A 15864-nucleotide genomic window follows, 5' to 3' on the forward strand; every position below is an offset into this window, starting at 1 on the left:
CATGTCTGCACCCTTTTTTATACTTAACTCCAGTGGCAACAGGCAGCAATGAAGCGCAGCTTAGTTGGTGCACGTTGACCACCTTATTAGCTATACTGAGTAGTAAAGTATTGATACACGGTCCCATCCAAGGAAAAGTAAGTAACAACTCCTAAAACAGAAAGAAAAACCCATGCAAATCTTCCAGAAAAAGCGTTTGTGAACAAAAAAACAGACTGCCAAAAAGGCTGCATAAAACCGTTATAGATGACCTGCAAAGCGGCTATATTATGAACGACTAAAACTATTGAAAAAAATAAAAATACAATTGTTCCAAGCAACCCGAAGAGCTGAGCTATAACCCAATACCTTTGTTCGTCATCAAGTACATCGAAATAGAATCTGTAAGCTCCAGCTGACTCAGCAGCTTCTTTAGCACCAGGCAAAATCCCAAGATCTGCCCTATGTAAAAGTAAAAGGCTACAAGATACGAAGACAATTGGTATGAAAGTGTAAGCAATCCATTCGCCACTATTAAGGCGCCCTTTTATTGCCGAAACAATCAGTACGGAAAAACCAAATGCAATCACATTTAAAGCAGCAATCGATGCATATTCAATGATTGACTTAGCATAAACCGCATAAAGATAAATAGAGAAAACCGTCACAACTAACAGAAAGAATAGTAGCACCATCGGATCATCATTGGATGCGCCTCCTTTTCGACCACCACCATCTCGAATAGTTATTCTTTCTTTAATTATTATTATTGTCTCTCGGACAGAAGTTTTACCGACCTCTCTGTTACCTACAGTTAAACCTGAAAAAATAGTTCCAAAAACTAATCCCATCAATGGAGATAACAAAAGACTCTGTATCAAAGAATCTCTTAGCCAAAACTCTATTGTTTCCAACATTACTGCTCAATTCTCCTTTTTATCTAAAGCCTGCATACTCAGCTAGTTTGAAACGCAGAGGAAAACCATTCCGTCAACATGTGCTTATTAGCTATCACTCGTTTCTTCTTCTGATTCACGATCTTCTTCTGGAACCCTTCCGGCTTCCCTTAAAAGAGTTAGAACGGATCCACGATCGTCATAAAAATCCTCAAGTATTCTCTGGCAATAATGTCTTGCTGCATCTACATCTTCTTCCGGAATTTCATGCCAATCGTCATGTAAAACGTCGTTACCCAAAACTCGAATCTCATCATGAGCCCTACGTTTTCTCGCTTGTGTTATGACACCATCCTCAGCAGCTGCCTCAATTTGTTTATATAGGTTGAATTCCTTCTTAGTTTTATAGCCATTGGTGCGTAGAGTCTTATCAAGCACAGAACGGATTAGTCCTGCAGAAGCCCTAATGCACTGATTCTCCAAGCATGTCTCAGCTTCACGAAATTCCGTAACTATTCCCTGTGGCACTGAATTTGGAATAGATAGGCGTTGCTTTGTTTCGGGAAAGAACTTTAATAGACGATTATACGAGCCAGGATAGTTACCTCCACCTCCCATTTTTATGACGCCAAACGCCCCCATTCCGCAGCCAGCGCATTTAAAAACCCTGTAGGAGACAACACAGTCTCCCCAGTGACGATCTTCTTCCCTTCTCTCATGCGCTCCAATTTCACGGCCGTTCACGTGCCACTCGAAAGTACTTCGGCCACCGCGACAACCAGGACAATGACTAACAATAGAGCCTTCTTTTTCATTTAAATGTGCCATGATTCTCCTTGGGAGATAACAGTGATTATGCAGCCACTTCGTACAAAACTATCCCATCGATTACAAAGGCGGCAAAGCAAATTTTTGCTGCGAGCTGGCATTGGGAAAGAGGAGCTGTCCGAAGGGCCGGCGGCAATGGCCTGCATCCGCTACGCGCTGAGAACCGACAACCATTTTGTTCAGCTGATCATCACCTTTCGAGATGCCACGCGCCTTGAAGCTGCTTTCTGGCAGATGGGGCTCGATGCGGCACACTGAATCGAGGGGCAAACACCCGGATGTGAGACTTGACCGGGCACCTTTGCCCAGCACAGACTGACTCCGGCGATGGCATAGCCATCGCTTGCTTGACGGGGTGCCGGTGGAACCGGCTGAGATCATCCTGTACCGCATGCGGTACCACGATGGATCCCGATGAACCTGATCCGGCTAATACCGGCGTAGGGATTCAAGCGAAGGGTCCGCGCTGCCGCTCTGGCATCCTGTAATACCGCCCCTTCCTGCCTACGCTGTGCGCCGGCTGACAACTGTCACGCTCTGGAGCACATCATGACCGATACCACGGTATCCCACGACGCGCGTTCACCGCGCCGCGATCGGAAATCCCCGACCTTTCTGGCCGACAGCGCCCGCGTCGACAGCGCCTCCGTATCCCCCCTGCCGGCCTCGCGCAAGGTCTTCGTCGAAGGCTCACGCCCGGACATTCGCGTGCCCATGCGCGAGATCAGCCTCTCCCCCACCACCACCCGGGACGGCGTCGAGGACAATCCGCCGCTGCTGGTCTATGACACCTCCGGCCCCTACACCGACCCGGCGGCCGATATCGACATTCGTCGCGGCCTTGCAGACCTGCGCCGCGCCTGGATCGATGAGCGCGATGACACCGAGTGGCTGGATGGCCCAACTTCCGAGTACGGCCAGCGCCGCGCCAATGACCCGCAGCTGGCGACCCTGCGCTTTGACCTGAAACGCACCCCGCGCCGCGCGAAAGCCGGACGTAACGTCACCCAGCTGCACTATGCGCGCCAGGGAATCATCACACCCGAAATGGAATTCATCGCCCTGCGCGAGAACCAGCGCCGCCAGCAGCTCGGCAGTGACGAGGTCGAGCGCATTCTGGGTCATCAGCACAAGGGCGAAGGCTTCGGCGCCAGCATTCCTGACGAGATCAGCCCCGAGTTCGTGCGTGAGGAAGTGGCCCGCGGCCGCGCGATCATCCCCAACAACATCAACCACCCGGAAAGCGAGCCGATGATCATCGGACGCAACTTCCTGGTGAAGATCAACGGCAATCTGGGCAACTCGGCGGTGACCTCCTCGATCGAGGAAGAGGTCGACAAGATGACCTGGGGCATCCGCTGGGGTGCCGACACCATCATGGATCTCTCCACCGGTCAGAACATCCACGAGACCCGCGAGTGGATCATCCGCAACTCGCCGGTGCCGATCGGCACGGTGCCGCTCTATCAGGCGCTCGAAAAGGTCGGCGGTGTGGCCGAAAACCTCACCTGGGAGATCTTTCGCGACACGCTCATCGAGCAGGCCGAACAGGGCGTGGATTATTTCACCATTCACGCCGGCGTGCGCCTTCACCACGTGCCGATGACCGCCGAACGCACCACCGGCATCGTCTCCCGCGGCGGCTCGATCATGGCCAAGTGGTGTCTGGCCCATCACGAGGAGAGCTTTCTCTACACCCGCTTTGAAGAGATCTGCGAGATCATGACGGCCTATGACGTGGCCTTCTCGCTGGGCGACGGCCTGCGCCCGGGATCGATTGCCGATGCCAACGACGCCGCTCAGTTTGCCGAGCTGGAAACCCTCGGTGAGCTGACGCAGATCGCCTGGAAGCACGACGTACAGGTGATGATCGAGGGGCCCGGCCACGTGCCGATGCACCTGATCAAGGAGAACATGGACAAGCAGCTCGAGTGCTGCGACGAGGCGCCCTTCTATACCCTCGGACCGCTGACCACCGACATCGCCCCGGGCTATGACCACATCACCTCCGGCATCGGTGCGGCCATGATTGGCTGGTACGGCTGCGCCATGCTCTGCTATGTCACGCCCAAGGAGCATCTGGGCCTGCCCAACCGCGATGACGTCAAGACCGGCATCATCACCTACAAGATTGCCGCCCACGCCGCCGATCTGGCCAAGGGCCACCCGGCCTCGCAGCGCCGCGACAACGCGCTGTCCAAGGCGCGCTTCGAGTTTCGCTGGGAGGATCAGTTCAACCTCGGCCTCGACCCGGATACTGCCCGGGAATATCACGACGAAACCCTGCCCAAGGACTCGGCCAAGGTGGCGCACTTTTGCTCCATGTGCGGGCCGAAGTTCTGCTCGATGAAGATCAGCCAAGAGGTACGGGACTACGCCCGAAGCAACGGCCTTGAAGGCGATGAAGACGCGATGCGCCGCGGCATGGCCGAGCAGGCGGAGAAGTTTCGCGACAACGGCAGCGAACTCTACAGGGAAGTCTGACCCATCGATATGAAAGACCCCGGCAGGCCGGGGTCTTTCATGTATTCAGGCTCCGTTGTTCAGGGCTGCTGCCCGAGCCGGCGCCCTGTCACGCTCGACCAATGTCTACCCCTTCCGGGGCACCCCGGCATTGAGCCAAATATCAGACATTATTATATTTATATCTGATATTTGGAGGCATGCCCGTGACCGAGCTCAAGCATCTCCCCCAGGCCACTGCCAACGCGGATGCCGATACACTCGCCGCGATGCTGGCTCATGCCATCCTGTCCGGCCAGTGGGCCAGCGGCGATACCTTCCCCCGGGAACTGGACCTGTCGCGTCACTTTGACGCCAGCCGCAACCGGATACGCAACGCCCTGGCGACCCTGAGCAGCTGCGGTCTCATAGAGCGCACTGCCGGGCGCGGCACCATCGTACGCGATATTTCACAGTGGCATCTGCTGGACCCCAACATGAGCCGCTGGCTCGCCGGGCTGGACACCCCGCACCCCCAGCTGGTGCATGAAGTCTTCGCCTTTCGCCTGGCCGTCGAACCCTATGTCAGCGAGCTGGCGGCACTGGCCGCCACGGCCCGGGATCTGGCGCAGATAGAGGACGCCTTTAACGGCATGTGTGAAACGGCGAACGATCCGGACCAGCGCAACGCCCACATTGATAACGACATTGCCTTTCATGAAGCCATTTATAGCGCCAGTCACAACCTGGTATGGCGTCAGATGGGGCGTTTGCTGCGCCCCTCGATCGTGGCCCTGATCGCGCGCTCCCATCATCGCGTTGACCGGCTCGACGACAGCCTGGAGCGTCATCGCCGGGTACTGGAAGCCATCCGGATGCGACAGCCGGCGGCGGCCCGCGAAGCCACCGAGCATATGCTGGCCCGAACGGCCGCCGATCTTGAGCTTTCCAGCAGCCCGACCGCGCTGCGCCCCGGCCCTCTGACCTCCCTCTGAACAGACCTCATCACGCTCTGCGCTTCATGCCAGCGCATGGAGCACTTCCTGCCATCGACACCCACACCCCAGGAGCAAGTCATGCAAACAGGTGTCTGTTATTACCCGGAACACTGGCCCCGACAGCGCTGGGCCGACGACGCGCGCGCCATGGTCGAGGCCGGCATCAGCGTGGTCCGCATCGGCGAGTTCGCCTGGAGCCGGCTGGAGCCACGCCCGGGCGAGCTTCAGTTCGACTGGCTCGATGACGCCGTGGCCACGCTGGCAGACGCCGGCCTCTCCATCGTCATGGGCACCCCCACCGCGACCCCGCCCAAATGGCTGGTCGATGCCCATCCGGAGATACTGGCCGTGGATGAACATGGCCGACCGCGAGGGTTCGGCTCACGCCGCCACTACTGTTTCGCCTCACCGGTCTATCGCTCACAGAGTGAGCGCATCACTCGCCTGATGGCCGAGCGCTACGCCGACCACCCGGCCATCATCGCCTGGCAGACCGACAACGAATACGGCTGCCATGACACCATCCTCAGCTACTCGGCGGCGGCCCGTCATGGCTTCGGGCACTGGCTCGAGCAGCGCTACGGCGATGTCGACACGCTCAACGAGACCTGGGGCAGCGTGTTCTGGAGCATGGAGGTGACCGACTTCGCTCAGGTCGAGGCACCGGTGGGGACGGTGACAGAGCCCCACCCGGCGATTGTGCTCGATTATCGCCGCTACTGTTCGGATCTGGTGGTGACCTACAATCGCCTGCAGGTCGATACCCTGCGCGCCGCCGGCGTCTCGGTGGACATAGTTCATAACTTCATGGGGCTTTTCACGGCGTTCGATCATTTCGATGTGGCCCGCGATCTCGATATCGCCAGCTGGGACAGCTACCCGCTGGGCTTTCTGGAGCGCGGCGCGCATGACGAGGCCACCCGGCATCGCTACCGCCAGCAGGGCCATCCGGATTTTGCCGGTTTTCATCACGATCTCTACCGCGCCATGTGCCGGGGGCGCTGGTGGGTCATGGAGCAGCAGCCCGGCCCCGTCAACTGGGCCGTCAGTAACGCCGCCCCGCTGCCCGGCATGGTGCGCCTGTGGAGCCATGAAGCCTTCGCCCATGGCGCCGAGGTCGTCTCCTACTTCCGCTGGCGCCAGGCCCCCTTCGCTCAGGAGCAGATGCACGCCGGTCTGCTGCGCCCCGACGGTACCCCCTCGGCCGCCTGGCCGGAGCTTCTGGCGGTTCGTGACGAACTTCCCGAACTCGGAAAATACGACATCACCACAACGCAGGCCTCGGTGGCCCTGATGTTCGACTACAGCGCCATCTGGGCCTGCCAGATTCAGCCCCATGCCGCCGATTTCGATGCGCTGGAGCTGCACCTGAGCTGGTACAGCGCCCTGCGCCGGCTCGGGCTGGATGTCGATATCGTCTCCCCCAGAGACACACTGGACGGCTACGCTCTGGTCGTGCTGCCCTGCCAGGTCATCGCCGATGAAGACCTCGCAGCAAGACTTGAAACCGCCCGCGACGCGGGCACGCGCCTGATCATCGGCGCCCGTTCCGGCTCACGCACGGTGGACTTTCAGATTCCCGCCCGGCTGGCACCAGGCGCGCTGACCACGCTGGCCGGCGTGACGGTCGATCAGGTCGATGGCATGCGCCCCGGCACCCATCCGCGCCTGCATCTGCCGGGCAGCCCACAGGGTCACGGCCTGCGCTGGCGCGAGCAACTTGATGCCCAGCGACAAAAGGCCCGGGTCGTGCATCGTTTTGAAGATGGCCTGCCCGCCGTCACCGACCACCAGGGCGTGGTCTATCTGACCGCCTGGCTGGATGAGGACAGCATGGTGGCAGTTTTCGACGAGGTGTGTCGCGCCGCGGATATTGCCACCACCGTGCTGCCCGAAGGCGTCAGGCTGCGCCGGCGCGGCGCGCTCTGCTTTGCCTTCAACTACGCCGCCGAGCCGCGTCATCTTCCGGATGATCTGGTACCGGCATCAGGTTACCTGGTCGGCTCAACGACGCTCCCGCCCGCCGGGGTCACTATCTGGTCGACGACACACTGATCCTGACCGCCTGATAACGCACTGTCCCCGCATCGGTTTCCCGAGCGGGGACAGTGCCTTCATGCGCGACTGAATCAGCGCCTGCACGTCACAGACGCCGTATAGCGGCCTAGATAAAGGCCAGATAGATGGTGACCACCAGGACCAGCAGCGCGATGCTCGCCGGCCACGCCTTGCTCCAGGGCGTCATGTCGATCACGCCGGCATCCTGCTGCACCCAGGGCTCGGCACGCGGTGCCACCCGCCCAATGGTCAGCATCATCAGCACCAGCAGGACCATTACGATCGCGATGAAGTGAAAGTTGGATACCGTATCGACCACACCGGCCAGCGGCGGCACGAAATAGAACGCACCGATAATGGCACACCCCAGCACCAGCGCCAGATTGGCGGCGATCGCCGGCACGCGCCGGGTCAAAAAGCCGACCAGAATGACCGACAAAAGCGGTACGTAATACAGCGAATTGACCTTTTGCACGTAGACAAAAAGGCTCTCCTGACTGGCCATCAATGGCGCAATGCTCATGGCGGCAATGGCCATCAGCCAGCCCGACCACTTGGAGGCCCGAACCACCTGAGCCTCCGTGGCCTCCGGTTTCAGGCGGGCCTTGTAGACATCCAGACTGAACAGGGTGGCCGTCGAGTTCAGGGCCGAATTGAACGAGGACAGGATGGCGCCGACCATGGCGGCGGCAAAAAAGCCGGTCAGCGGTGCCGGCAGCACATCATGGACCAGCTGTCCGTAGGCGGCATCGGCCTTGACGCCGTCGCCCACGTACATATGAAAGGCAATAATCCCGGGCAGCACCAGATAAAGGGGGCCAAGCAGTTTGAGAAGGCCGGTCAGCAGAACGCCCTTTTGCCCTTCCGCCAGGGTTTTGGCCGCAAAGGTACGCTGAATGATCTGCTGGTTGGTGCACCAGTAGAACATGTTCAAAAGCAGCACACCGGTAAAGATGGTGGAGAAAGGGACCGACTGATCCTCGGTGCCCCAGGAGCGCATTTTTTCCGGATGACTGGTCTTGAGCGTCTCCCACCCCGCCAGAACCCCCTGGCCGTCACTGATGGCATTGAGGCCGAAAAAAACGATCATCAATCCGCCGATCAGCAGCCCGACACCATTGATGGTGTCGGAAATCGCAATCGAGCGAAGTCCGCCAAACAGCGCATAGATGGCCCCGCCCACGCCGACGGCGATAATGGTCAGTACCAGCAGCACCATGCTGGATTCGATACCGGTCAGCGTCTGCAGATCCAGCAGCCCCATAAGGCCGAGAGCCCCTGAATAGAGAATGCTGGGAAGAAGAATGGCGGCATAGGCCACCACAAAGATGATATTGGCCAAAAGCCGTGTGGTGCGGTCAAAGCGCAGCGCCAGCAGCTCCGGTACGGTCGTTACGCCGCTTTTCAGAAAGCGTGGCAGAAAAAACATGGCCATGGTGACCAGGGTAACGACCGCGATGACTTCCCAGGCCATGACCGACAGTCCATCGGTAAATGCTGCCCCGTTGAGCCCGACCATCTGCTCGGTCGACAGGTTGGTCATCATCAACGAGCCCGCAATGACCGGGAAGGTCAAACTGCGCCCGGCCAGAAAATAGCCGCTCGCATGGCGATGATCATCGTGGCGGGTCATGCGCCAGGTCACGACGGCGACCAGTGCGGTAAAGAAAAAAAACGAGGCCAGGGTCAACGCATTCATGGGGCTGCCTTATGGGAATACGGAGAGGTCTTGCGCGAAGCCACCGAGTCTATCGCCCTGAACAACAAAGGCCATTCGCAATTTGTCTTACCTATTCATGCAAAATGTCCGACAATTTCCAACATTTCGGCGCGTGTCACCCGTGGTCGGCCCCGAATGCCTGAAGACGCCGATACGAAAGGGTCCGAAATGCCTGCCCCTCACCGCTACCCTGCTTCTGAAACGTAAAAGACCCCGGCAGGCCGGGGTCTTTCATGGACTCGTGTTGCATCTTCTCATGCCGCGGCGGCGTCGGGCTCGAAGCGCTTTTGCAGATAGCCCTTGATGGCGTCGGACTCGTACATCCACTCGGTCTGGCCGCTGTCACGCTCGATGCGCAGACACGGCACCTTGACGCGACCGCCGCCTTCCCTGAGCGCTTCGCGATGGGCCGGATCATGCTGGGTATCGCGCAGTTCGATCGGCAGGGCGAGCCGGTGCATCTCCTGGCGCACCTTGATACAGAAGGGGCAGCTGCGAAACTGATACAGCGACAGCTGCTCGCAGGCCTGATCCACGGTCTGCTGCGCCTCGCCGGAGCGGGATACCGGGGTGGGGCGAGTGAGCTTTTCCCGCATGAGCATGACGGGCGCCAGCACCAGTCGCACGGTTTTGAAAAAATAGCGCATGACGATTTTCATGATGACCCCGCAGGAAGATGGGACAGGAAGGAACAGTCCCCATGGTATCAGGCCCGGCCGCCGGGGTTGACCCTTATGCCGGCGGGATCATCTGCAGCAGGGTCCAGGGCGCTTCGCAGGCATATTTCTGCTCGCGCGCCCGGTCATGCGCTCCCAGCGCCAGCTCCCGGTCGTTGTCATACACCACGAACAGGCGATCGTGATCCAGCACCGCCAGCCCTTCGGCCTTGTGTTCAAACACCAGCGCCTCGCCATCTTCCTCTGCCACCAGCTCGGGTGCCCTGCCACGCGCCAGATCCGCCATGTCGATGACCCAGAGATAGCCGCCGATGCTGTCGATCCCTTCCTGCTCGTTTTCAAAGCTGGTCATCAGATAAAGGCGATGGTGATACGGGTCATATTCGAGACTCGACAGCCCGCAGACATGCCTGACGGCTTCGAACTGCCCCGGGTCAAAGGCGTAGTGCTCGCGCATCTCGTCGAGAAACACCAGCTGCCCCTGCGCATCGATGCGGTAGTGGGCGCCGACGACGCGGCAGACATAGCTGAAATCATCGTAATGATGGCCCTGCTCGCGTACCCCGAACAGCAGCAGACCATCGCCTTCGTCGCTCGGAACGGCCGCCAGCCCCTCGATCTTGTAGTAGGGCATGCCGATGGCGGCCGTGAGGCGCTGGCGCAGCTCCAGCGAACCCGGGACGCCATCGCGCGGATCCGGGTCCACCACCTGCACCCGGTCGGGATCACCCAGCGGCCAGATCAGCAGATGGTTATAATCGTTGAGCGAGTGATCCTCGGGATGAAGGCGATCAAAGCCGGTGGTGGCCAGTACGTAACGGCCGTCCACGGTCAGGGCGAAATCCTCGTATTTGATCGCCTGACGGATCAGCGGCTGGGTATAGTAGGCCAGTGTCTCTTCCCGTGGATGCCCCCGCTCATCGATATCGACGGCAAAGACCGAGGAGCGCTCGGCGCCGGGAATCGGCTTGTCGCTGCCGAGAATCAGTCGCCGGCCGTCGTGCACCACGGCGGAGACTTCGGCATGGACCGTTTGATGCCGGTCATCCGTCAGCCCGGCCGGAAAGCAGTGCAGCGTCGCGTGATGGATAAAACGTGCGCGCATGGTCGTTCTCCTCTGCAGGATGGATGACGCCGATTTGACGCCGTCATCCGTTCAATACAACCTTTCAGCGCCCCGACAGCCGCTGGCCGATCAACGCCTGCGCTGGCCGTTCGGGGCCCAACGCCTGGCCCGGAGTCGGATTCTTGAATGTACTGAGCATTACTGCCCCGATCTTCATGCTGATCGCCCTGGGCTACGTCGCCGTCATGATGAATGTGGTATCAAGGGAGCATATCCAGGGGCTGGGGCGTCTGGTGGTCAACTTTGCCCTGCCGGCGCTGATCATTCGCGCCCTCAGCCAGCAGCCGCTGACCGAGGTCCTTGATGCCCACTATCTGCTGGCCTATGGGCTCGGCTCGCTGCTGACGTTTTCAGCAGGGCTTTTTCTGGCCCGGGGCCTGCAGCGTCATCGTCTGGATCACGCCGCCATTACGGCCATGGGCATGGCCACCGCCAACAGCGGCTTTATCGGCTATCCCATTGCGGTGATGGTGATCGGCCCCACCGCGGGCGTGGCACTGGCGCTGTGCATGCTGATCGAGAACATGCTGATGATGCCGCTGGCACTGGCGCTGGCGGAAGCGGGCAGCCAGCAGGGTATCTCCCTTCGCCGGACAATTTTGACCACGGCCCGGCGTCTGGTGCGCAACCCGATCATTATCGCCATCGTCAGCGGCGCCCTGATCTCGCTGTCGGGACTGTCGATTCCGGCGCCATTCTACAAGGCGCTGGACATGCTCGCCGATGCTTCGGCCCCGGTCGCCCTGTTTGTCATCGGCGGCACGCTGTATGGCCTGAAAATACAGGGCATGTATCGCGATATCGGCCAGATCACACTGGCCAAGCTGGTCTGCCACCCGCTGCTGGTGCTGCTGTGCTTTCAGCTGTTTCCCATTGACAACGCCGAGCTGATGACAGGCGCCCTGCTGATCGCCAGCGCCCCCATGCTGAGCGTCTACCCCATCTTCGGGGTGCGCTTTTCCATGGACAAGCTCTGCGCGGCGGCGCTACTGGCCGCCACGGTCACTTCGTTTTTCACCATCAGCGCCATGCTCTGGATGATCCATCATGGCGTCTGATCAGCACTCGGCCAGCGCCTGCAGCAGCGTTTCACGACGCTGCTCGCTCATGAAGGCGGCTTCGATGGCGTTACGGGCCAGCGTTCTGAAGGCGTCCTCGTCCCAGCCAAAGGCCTCGTGACAGGCCACGAAGTTGTTGAGCATGCCGCCGCCGAAATAGGCCGGATCGTCGGAGTTGAGGGTGACACAGAGCCCGTGATCGAGCAGACCGGGCAGGGTGTGATCCTCCAGCCGTTCGAACACCTTGAGATAGACATTGGAGAGCGGGCAGACCGTCAGCGGAATCTGTTCGTTGGCCAGTCTTGCCGTCAGTGCCTCGTCTTCCAGACAGCGCACGCCGTGGTCGATACGACACACATCGAGGGCGTCCAGCGCGCCGCTGATGTAGGCGGCCGGCCCCTCTTCGCCGGCATGCGCAAGCCTTGCGATGCCCAGCGTGCGGGCCTGCTCGAAGACGGCGGTAAACTTCTCCGGCGGGTTGCCCAGTTCCGCGCTGTCCAGCCCCACGGCGTCGATCCGGTCATGCCAGGGGGTGGCCTGCTCCAGCACGTCCATCGCCTCCTCGGCGCTGCGATCGCGCAAAAAGCTCATGATCAGGGCCGTCGACATGCCGAAGCGGCGCCAGGCCTCTTCCCGCGCCTGCCCCAGACCGGCAAACAGGGTACGCATGGCCACGCCACGGGCCAGATGCGGCTGCGGGTCAAAGGAGAGTTCAACGTGGACCACGCCGTCGCGGTGGGCGCGCTCGAAATAGGCCATCGCCAGGTCAAAGAAATCCTGCTCGGTATGCAGGACGTTCATGCCCTGGTAGTAGAGATCGAGAAAGGATTGCAGGTTGGTGAAGTTATAGGCCGCGCGTACCTCGTCGATGGAGCCATAGGGGAGCGTCACATCGTTTCTGGCGGCCAGCTCGAACATGAGCTCGGGTTCCAGCGTGCCCTCGATATGCAGGTGAAGCTCCGCCTTGGGCAGCGTTTGTAGCCAGTCTTTCATGAGCACTTCCTCACAGTCCTGCCGTCAATCAGCACCAGAGTGCCGGATGATTCATCAAATAATACGACCGGGGTCGTTTCACAGCGGGCAGGATAAACCAGCCGACCCATGGTGTCGCGCCTCAGCACTGTCGCATCGACGAGCGTCATGACAACGAGCGCCATGAAAAGAGGCTGCCATGACAGGCAGCCCCGAACGCATTAAACGGTGTGAGCGCCTGATCAGCTGCGGCTGGTGACTTCCAGCAGGTGATAGCCGAACTGGGTTTTGACCGGGCCGTGGATCTTGTTGAGGTCGCCGGTAAAGACGACTTCATCGAACTCGCGCACCATCTGACCGCGGCCAAAGGTGCCCAGATCGCCCCCCTGCCGGCCGCTGGGGCACTTCGAGTGTTCGCGGGCGACATCGGCAAAGTCCCTGCCCTGCTCGATCTCGTTTTTGAGCGCTTCGCACTCGGCTTCGCTGTTGACCAGAATATGACGCGCACTTGCCTGGGCCATGATACCTCTCCGAAGAATAAAACCGCGATTGTACGATGGGGACGGCGCAGGCCATAGCGCTGCCGGTGCATCGAGTACAAAAGAGAGCGACCGACAAAAAGCAGGGGCCGCTCGATGAGCGGCCCCTGCGTTAACTCGTGATGTCAGACGCGTTACTTCTTGGCGGCGTCCTTGACATTGCCCTTGGCGCTTTCGGCATGCCCCTTGGACTGCTGGGCCTTGCCTTCGGCTTCGGTGCCGGGCTTGTCGGTTGCCTTGCCTACGGCTTCCTTGAGCTTGCCCGTTGCCTTGTCGATTGCGCCTTCAGCCTTGTCGGACTTGGAATCTGTAGCCATGACAATTACCTCCATGTAGAAAATATGATATCTGCCCATCAGGGCGATATCCGCGTATCCAAGATACGCGTGAGTCAGTGTAGACGATCATGCCGCATTGCCAATGTCATGTCGGCACAGAAGATGTGGTTAACGCCTGTCAATCCTTGCTGTCACTACCGGATTTCGCCTTGCGTTCACCCTTGGCCAGATCCTTTTCACCCTTTCGGATCTGGTCCTTGTCGCCGGCGGCCTTGCCGGTCTCCTTCTGGATCTTGCCACCCAGCTTGTCGATCATGCCTTCGGCCTTGCTGCCCTTTGACTCTGCCATGCCAACCTCCCGTTCTGCATGATGGCCCCGACGTCTCCTGATACTGCGCTGCCATGTGTCGGTACCTTTCTACAGCATAGACAGTGCCGGCCACGCGTCAGCCGACGTTTTGTAACATGGAGTAACTGACCCGGCTTATCACGGGTTATCCTTTTTGCGATCGCTATCTCGGCCGAACTGCCCGCGCAGCCAGGCCACGATATCGGCGGATTCATACATCCAGTGGGTCTCCCCGGTCTCCTGCGTGATACGCAAACAGGGCACCGTAGGGCGACCGCCGCCCTCGAGCAGCTCTTCACGGGCGCTTGTGTCCTCACGCGTATTGCGAAGCTCGATGTTGAGCGACAGCCGCTCGATTTCGTGCAGCACGCGCCGGCAAAAGGGGCAGCTTTCATATTCGTAAAGCGCCAGATTGCGACACTGCTGATCCACCTCTGCCTGCGACTGGGGCGTTCGCACCACCTGATCGATATCGTCCTGCATTGACGTCTCCTTGCATGGATAATGCGCCGTGCCTTACCGGGGCGTGGACTCCTCGATATCCACGATGCCCGAGCGGCTCATGTTGATCTTCCAGCGCTGTACGGTTGTTTCCCGGGCGCCGCGAATGCTGCGCGCGACCAGATTGAGCTGATAGCGTCGCTCGACCATCTCGCGGCTGACTTCGCCATCCTGTAACTGATAGACATGATGATGGCTGTCCTCGAGCAGATTCGCGATCATGGACAGATCGAGCATCATGATCTCGCGGGTCTCTTCATAGCCGCTGAGAAACCGAATCGGCAGCATTCTTGAACGGCTGCGGTACTGCAGGATGACCTCTTCACGCTGGGTCACGCTACCGCCCCGGGTCGCGCGAATGTCGTCATCGAGGCGCTTGAAGCGAACATAGTCGAGCCACTCGCGCTGCTGACCGACCATCTCATTGCTGTGCACGTCGAAATACTGACGCCTCCATTTGGGACGCCCCCGGCGCAGCCAGCGCCACAGCGTATTGCGCAGATCCTCCTTGAATACCTCACGCATGGCGTACAAAAGCGCCAGTATCAGCACGAAGCGCAGGGTCAGATCCCCCACCAGGCTGCGCGCCTCGATCATCATGACCGAGATCACCAGCATGACCAGCCCGGTCGCCAGCGCCTTGACCCCGCGCTCCTCCCAGGCCCCCAGCTCGCGGTTTTTCTGCTTGAGCGTGACAGGATATTCGATCAGCCGGCGCAGCAGTCGCATCTTGTTGGAAATGCGCGACGGATTCCGGGCGGCGCGGCTCGAGTTGTACTGACGCTCATGGCGATAGCGGTTTTCGAACCGGCAGATTTCCAGCAGCGAGTGGCGCAGTCGCGCCTGCGCGTCATCATCGCCGGGCAGGCCGGCCACCAGTTTCAAAAGCCGCTGCTCGGTGATCCATGACATATAGTTGTCGATATTGATGAAGTACTTGAGCTGATTATCATCCTCGGGGCGGTTGCGCCGCATGCTCCTGGGCACGTTACGCGCCAGCTCGACAATCTCCTCGAGAGCCTCGGCATCCACCCGGTCGGGATCGCCTTCCAGCGGGGCGATCAAACGCTCCAGCGCCACCACGTACTGATAGGCATACAGGCTCAGGCTCAGCCGATAGCGCTCCGGTGAGCTGCGATCGCGCCGCGCCAGCCGGCTATGGGCCAGCGGCAGATGACGCTGATTGCTGTAGTAGGTGCGCTTTAAATGGATGGCGTTGTGGTAAAAGCTCCCTTCCGGGACGACATTGCGATGCAGATCGATTTCGCCGGGCACGAACAGATACAGATCCAGCCCGTGCTCGGTGGCTTCCTTGAGCACCCGCGAGATCTTGATGTTGAAACCTTCCCTGCGCTCTACACTGACCAAGAACGTGACCCTTGAAACAAGACATGACAACGACACTGGCGTATTCGACGCATGAACACGCTCGCGTCGCGACCC

General features: G+C 59.6%; 16 protein-coding genes and 1 riboswitch. Of the genes, 5 read left to right on the forward strand and 11 right to left on the reverse strand.

Annotated features, from left to right (window positions below; genetic code table 11):
• Positions 1 to 86 precede the first annotated feature (86 nt).
• Entirely contained in the window at positions 87 to 896 is an 810-nt protein-coding gene (locus tag M1D97_RS12220) for a hypothetical protein (RefSeq protein ID WP_456267999.1), read from the reverse strand.
• Between the two features lie 87 nt (positions 897 to 983).
• A complete protein-coding gene (locus M1D97_RS12225; RefSeq protein ID WP_456268000.1) occupies positions 984 to 1703 on the reverse strand; it encodes a DUF4145 domain-containing protein in 720 nt (239 codons plus the stop codon).
• A 27-nt stretch (positions 1704 to 1730) separates the two neighbouring features.
• Here M1D97_RS12225 and M1D97_RS12230 point away from each other — a divergent pair, with 27 nt between their 5' ends.
• The 4 genes from M1D97_RS12230 to M1D97_RS12245 all read left to right on the forward strand — a co-directional run bounded on the left by M1D97_RS12230 (position 1731) and on the right by M1D97_RS12245 (position 7198).
• The gene (locus tag M1D97_RS12230) at positions 1731 to 1961 is read left to right on the forward strand and encodes a hypothetical protein (RefSeq protein WP_456268001.1); all 231 of its coding nucleotides are present in this window, start codon (positions 1731 to 1733) and stop codon (positions 1959 to 1961) included.
• Between the two features lie 83 nt (positions 1962 to 2044).
• Positions 2045 to 2168: riboswitch (TPP riboswitch) on the forward strand.
• An 84-nt stretch (positions 2169 to 2252) separates the two neighbouring features.
• Positions 2253 to 4187, forward strand: a complete 1935-nt coding sequence (gene thiC / locus M1D97_RS12235; protein WP_456268002.1) for a phosphomethylpyrimidine synthase ThiC — start codon at positions 2253 to 2255, stop codon at positions 4185 to 4187.
• 185 nt (positions 4188 to 4372) lie between these two features.
• Positions 4373 to 5140 (forward strand): FadR/GntR family transcriptional regulator, encoded by a 768-nt coding sequence (locus tag M1D97_RS12240; protein WP_456268003.1) that lies wholly within the window; start codon positions 4373 to 4375, stop codon positions 5138 to 5140.
• A gap of 81 nt (positions 5141 to 5221) precedes the next feature.
• Positions 5222 to 7198 carry a beta-galactosidase gene (locus tag M1D97_RS12245; RefSeq protein WP_456268004.1) on the forward strand — a complete coding sequence of 659 codons (1977 nt, stop codon included), beginning with the start codon at positions 5222 to 5224 and terminating at the stop codon, positions 7196 to 7198.
• Between the two features lie 109 nt (positions 7199 to 7307).
• Here the strand turns inward: M1D97_RS12245 and M1D97_RS12250 are convergent, their stop codons facing one another.
• From M1D97_RS12250 to M1D97_RS12260, 3 genes are all read right to left on the reverse strand, one after another.
• Positions 7308 to 8900, reverse strand: a complete 1593-nt coding sequence (locus M1D97_RS12250; protein WP_456268005.1) for a solute:sodium symporter family transporter — start codon at positions 8898 to 8900, stop codon at positions 7308 to 7310.
• A 275-nt stretch (positions 8901 to 9175) separates the two neighbouring features.
• Positions 9176 to 9580: a glutaredoxin family protein gene (locus M1D97_RS12255; RefSeq protein ID WP_456268006.1), complete on the reverse strand. Its 405-nt coding sequence runs from the start codon at positions 9578 to 9580 to the stop codon at positions 9176 to 9178.
• Between the two features lie 73 nt (positions 9581 to 9653).
• The gene (locus M1D97_RS12260) at positions 9654 to 10703 is read right to left on the reverse strand and encodes a hypothetical protein (protein ID WP_456268007.1); all 1050 of its coding nucleotides are present in this window, start codon (positions 10701 to 10703) and stop codon (positions 9654 to 9656) included.
• A 143-nt stretch (positions 10704 to 10846) separates the two neighbouring features.
• Between M1D97_RS12260 and M1D97_RS12265 the strand changes: the two genes are divergently transcribed.
• Positions 10847 to 11782 carry an AEC family transporter gene (locus tag M1D97_RS12265; protein WP_456268008.1) on the forward strand — a complete coding sequence of 312 codons (936 nt, stop codon included), beginning with the start codon at positions 10847 to 10849 and terminating at the stop codon, positions 11780 to 11782.
• Here the strand turns inward: M1D97_RS12265 and M1D97_RS12270 are convergent, their stop codons facing one another.
• The 6 genes from M1D97_RS12270 to M1D97_RS12295 all read right to left on the reverse strand — a co-directional run bounded on the left by M1D97_RS12270 (position 11783) and on the right by M1D97_RS12295 (position 15789).
• On the reverse strand, positions 11783 to 12775 hold the full coding sequence (locus M1D97_RS12270; protein WP_456268009.1) for an adenosine deaminase: 993 nt from the start codon (positions 12773 to 12775) through the stop codon (positions 11783 to 11785).
• A 221-nt stretch (positions 12776 to 12996) separates the two neighbouring features.
• Positions 12997 to 13275, reverse strand: coding sequence for a peptidylprolyl isomerase (locus tag M1D97_RS12275; RefSeq protein ID WP_456268010.1), 279 nt, complete (start codon positions 13273 to 13275; stop codon positions 12997 to 12999).
• Positions 13276 to 13427: 152 nt separating this feature from the next.
• Complete coding sequence (locus tag M1D97_RS12280) at positions 13428 to 13610, reverse strand: CsbD family protein (protein WP_456268011.1); 183 nt, start codon at positions 13608 to 13610, stop codon at positions 13428 to 13430.
• A gap of 139 nt (positions 13611 to 13749) precedes the next feature.
• Complete coding sequence (locus M1D97_RS12285) at positions 13750 to 13920, reverse strand: hypothetical protein (RefSeq protein WP_456268012.1); 171 nt, start codon at positions 13918 to 13920, stop codon at positions 13750 to 13752.
• A gap of 138 nt (positions 13921 to 14058) precedes the next feature.
• Positions 14059 to 14403 carry a glutathione S-transferase N-terminal domain-containing protein gene (locus tag M1D97_RS12290; RefSeq protein WP_456268013.1) on the reverse strand — a complete coding sequence of 115 codons (345 nt, stop codon included), beginning with the start codon at positions 14401 to 14403 and terminating at the stop codon, positions 14059 to 14061.
• Positions 14404 to 14436: 33 nt separating this feature from the next.
• Positions 14437 to 15789 carry a hypothetical protein gene (locus tag M1D97_RS12295; protein WP_456268014.1) on the reverse strand — a complete coding sequence of 451 codons (1353 nt, stop codon included), beginning with the start codon at positions 15787 to 15789 and terminating at the stop codon, positions 14437 to 14439.
• Between the last annotated feature and the right edge of the window lie 75 nt (positions 15790 to 15864).

This window comes from Kushneria sp. AK178 (assembly GCF_053903105.1).

Excerpts from the sequence above, each read along its gene's own strand:
- M1D97_RS12255 (WP_456268006.1), bottom strand. The coding sequence starts at position 9,580 with ATGAAAATCGTCATGCGCTATTTTTTCAAAACCGTGCGACTGGTGCTG.
- M1D97_RS12275 (WP_456268010.1), bottom strand. The coding sequence starts at position 13,275 with ATGGCCCAGGCAAGTGCGCGTCATATTCTGGTCAACAGCGAAGCCGAG.
- M1D97_RS12230 (WP_456268001.1), top strand. The coding sequence starts at position 1,731 with ATGCAGCCACTTCGTACAAAACTATCCCATCGATTACAAAGGCGGCAA.
- M1D97_RS12250 (WP_456268005.1), bottom strand. The coding sequence starts at position 8,900 with ATGAATGCGTTGACCCTGGCCTCGTTTTTTTTCTTTACCGCACTGGTC.
- thiC (WP_456268002.1), top strand. The coding sequence starts at position 2,253 with ATGACCGATACCACGGTATCCCACGACGCGCGTTCACCGCGCCGCGAT.
- M1D97_RS12280 (WP_456268011.1), bottom strand. The coding sequence starts at position 13,610 with ATGGCTACAGATTCCAAGTCCGACAAGGCTGAAGGCGCAATCGACAAG.
- M1D97_RS12290 (WP_456268013.1), bottom strand. The coding sequence starts at position 14,403 with ATGCAGGACGATATCGATCAGGTGGTGCGAACGCCCCAGTCGCAGGCA.
- M1D97_RS12225 (WP_456268000.1), bottom strand. The coding sequence starts at position 1,703 with ATGGCACATTTAAATGAAAAAGAAGGCTCTATTGTTAGTCATTGTCCT.
- M1D97_RS12260 (WP_456268007.1), bottom strand. The coding sequence starts at position 10,703 with ATGCGCGCACGTTTTATCCATCACGCGACGCTGCACTGCTTTCCGGCC.
- M1D97_RS12285 (WP_456268012.1), bottom strand. The coding sequence starts at position 13,920 with ATGGCAGAGTCAAAGGGCAGCAAGGCCGAAGGCATGATCGACAAGCTG.
- M1D97_RS12220 (WP_456267999.1), bottom strand. The coding sequence starts at position 896 with ATGTTGGAAACAATAGAGTTTTGGCTAAGAGATTCTTTGATACAGAGT.
- M1D97_RS12270 (WP_456268009.1), bottom strand. The coding sequence starts at position 12,775 with ATGAAAGACTGGCTACAAACGCTGCCCAAGGCGGAGCTTCACCTGCAT.
- M1D97_RS12245 (WP_456268004.1), top strand. The coding sequence starts at position 5,222 with ATGCAAACAGGTGTCTGTTATTACCCGGAACACTGGCCCCGACAGCGC.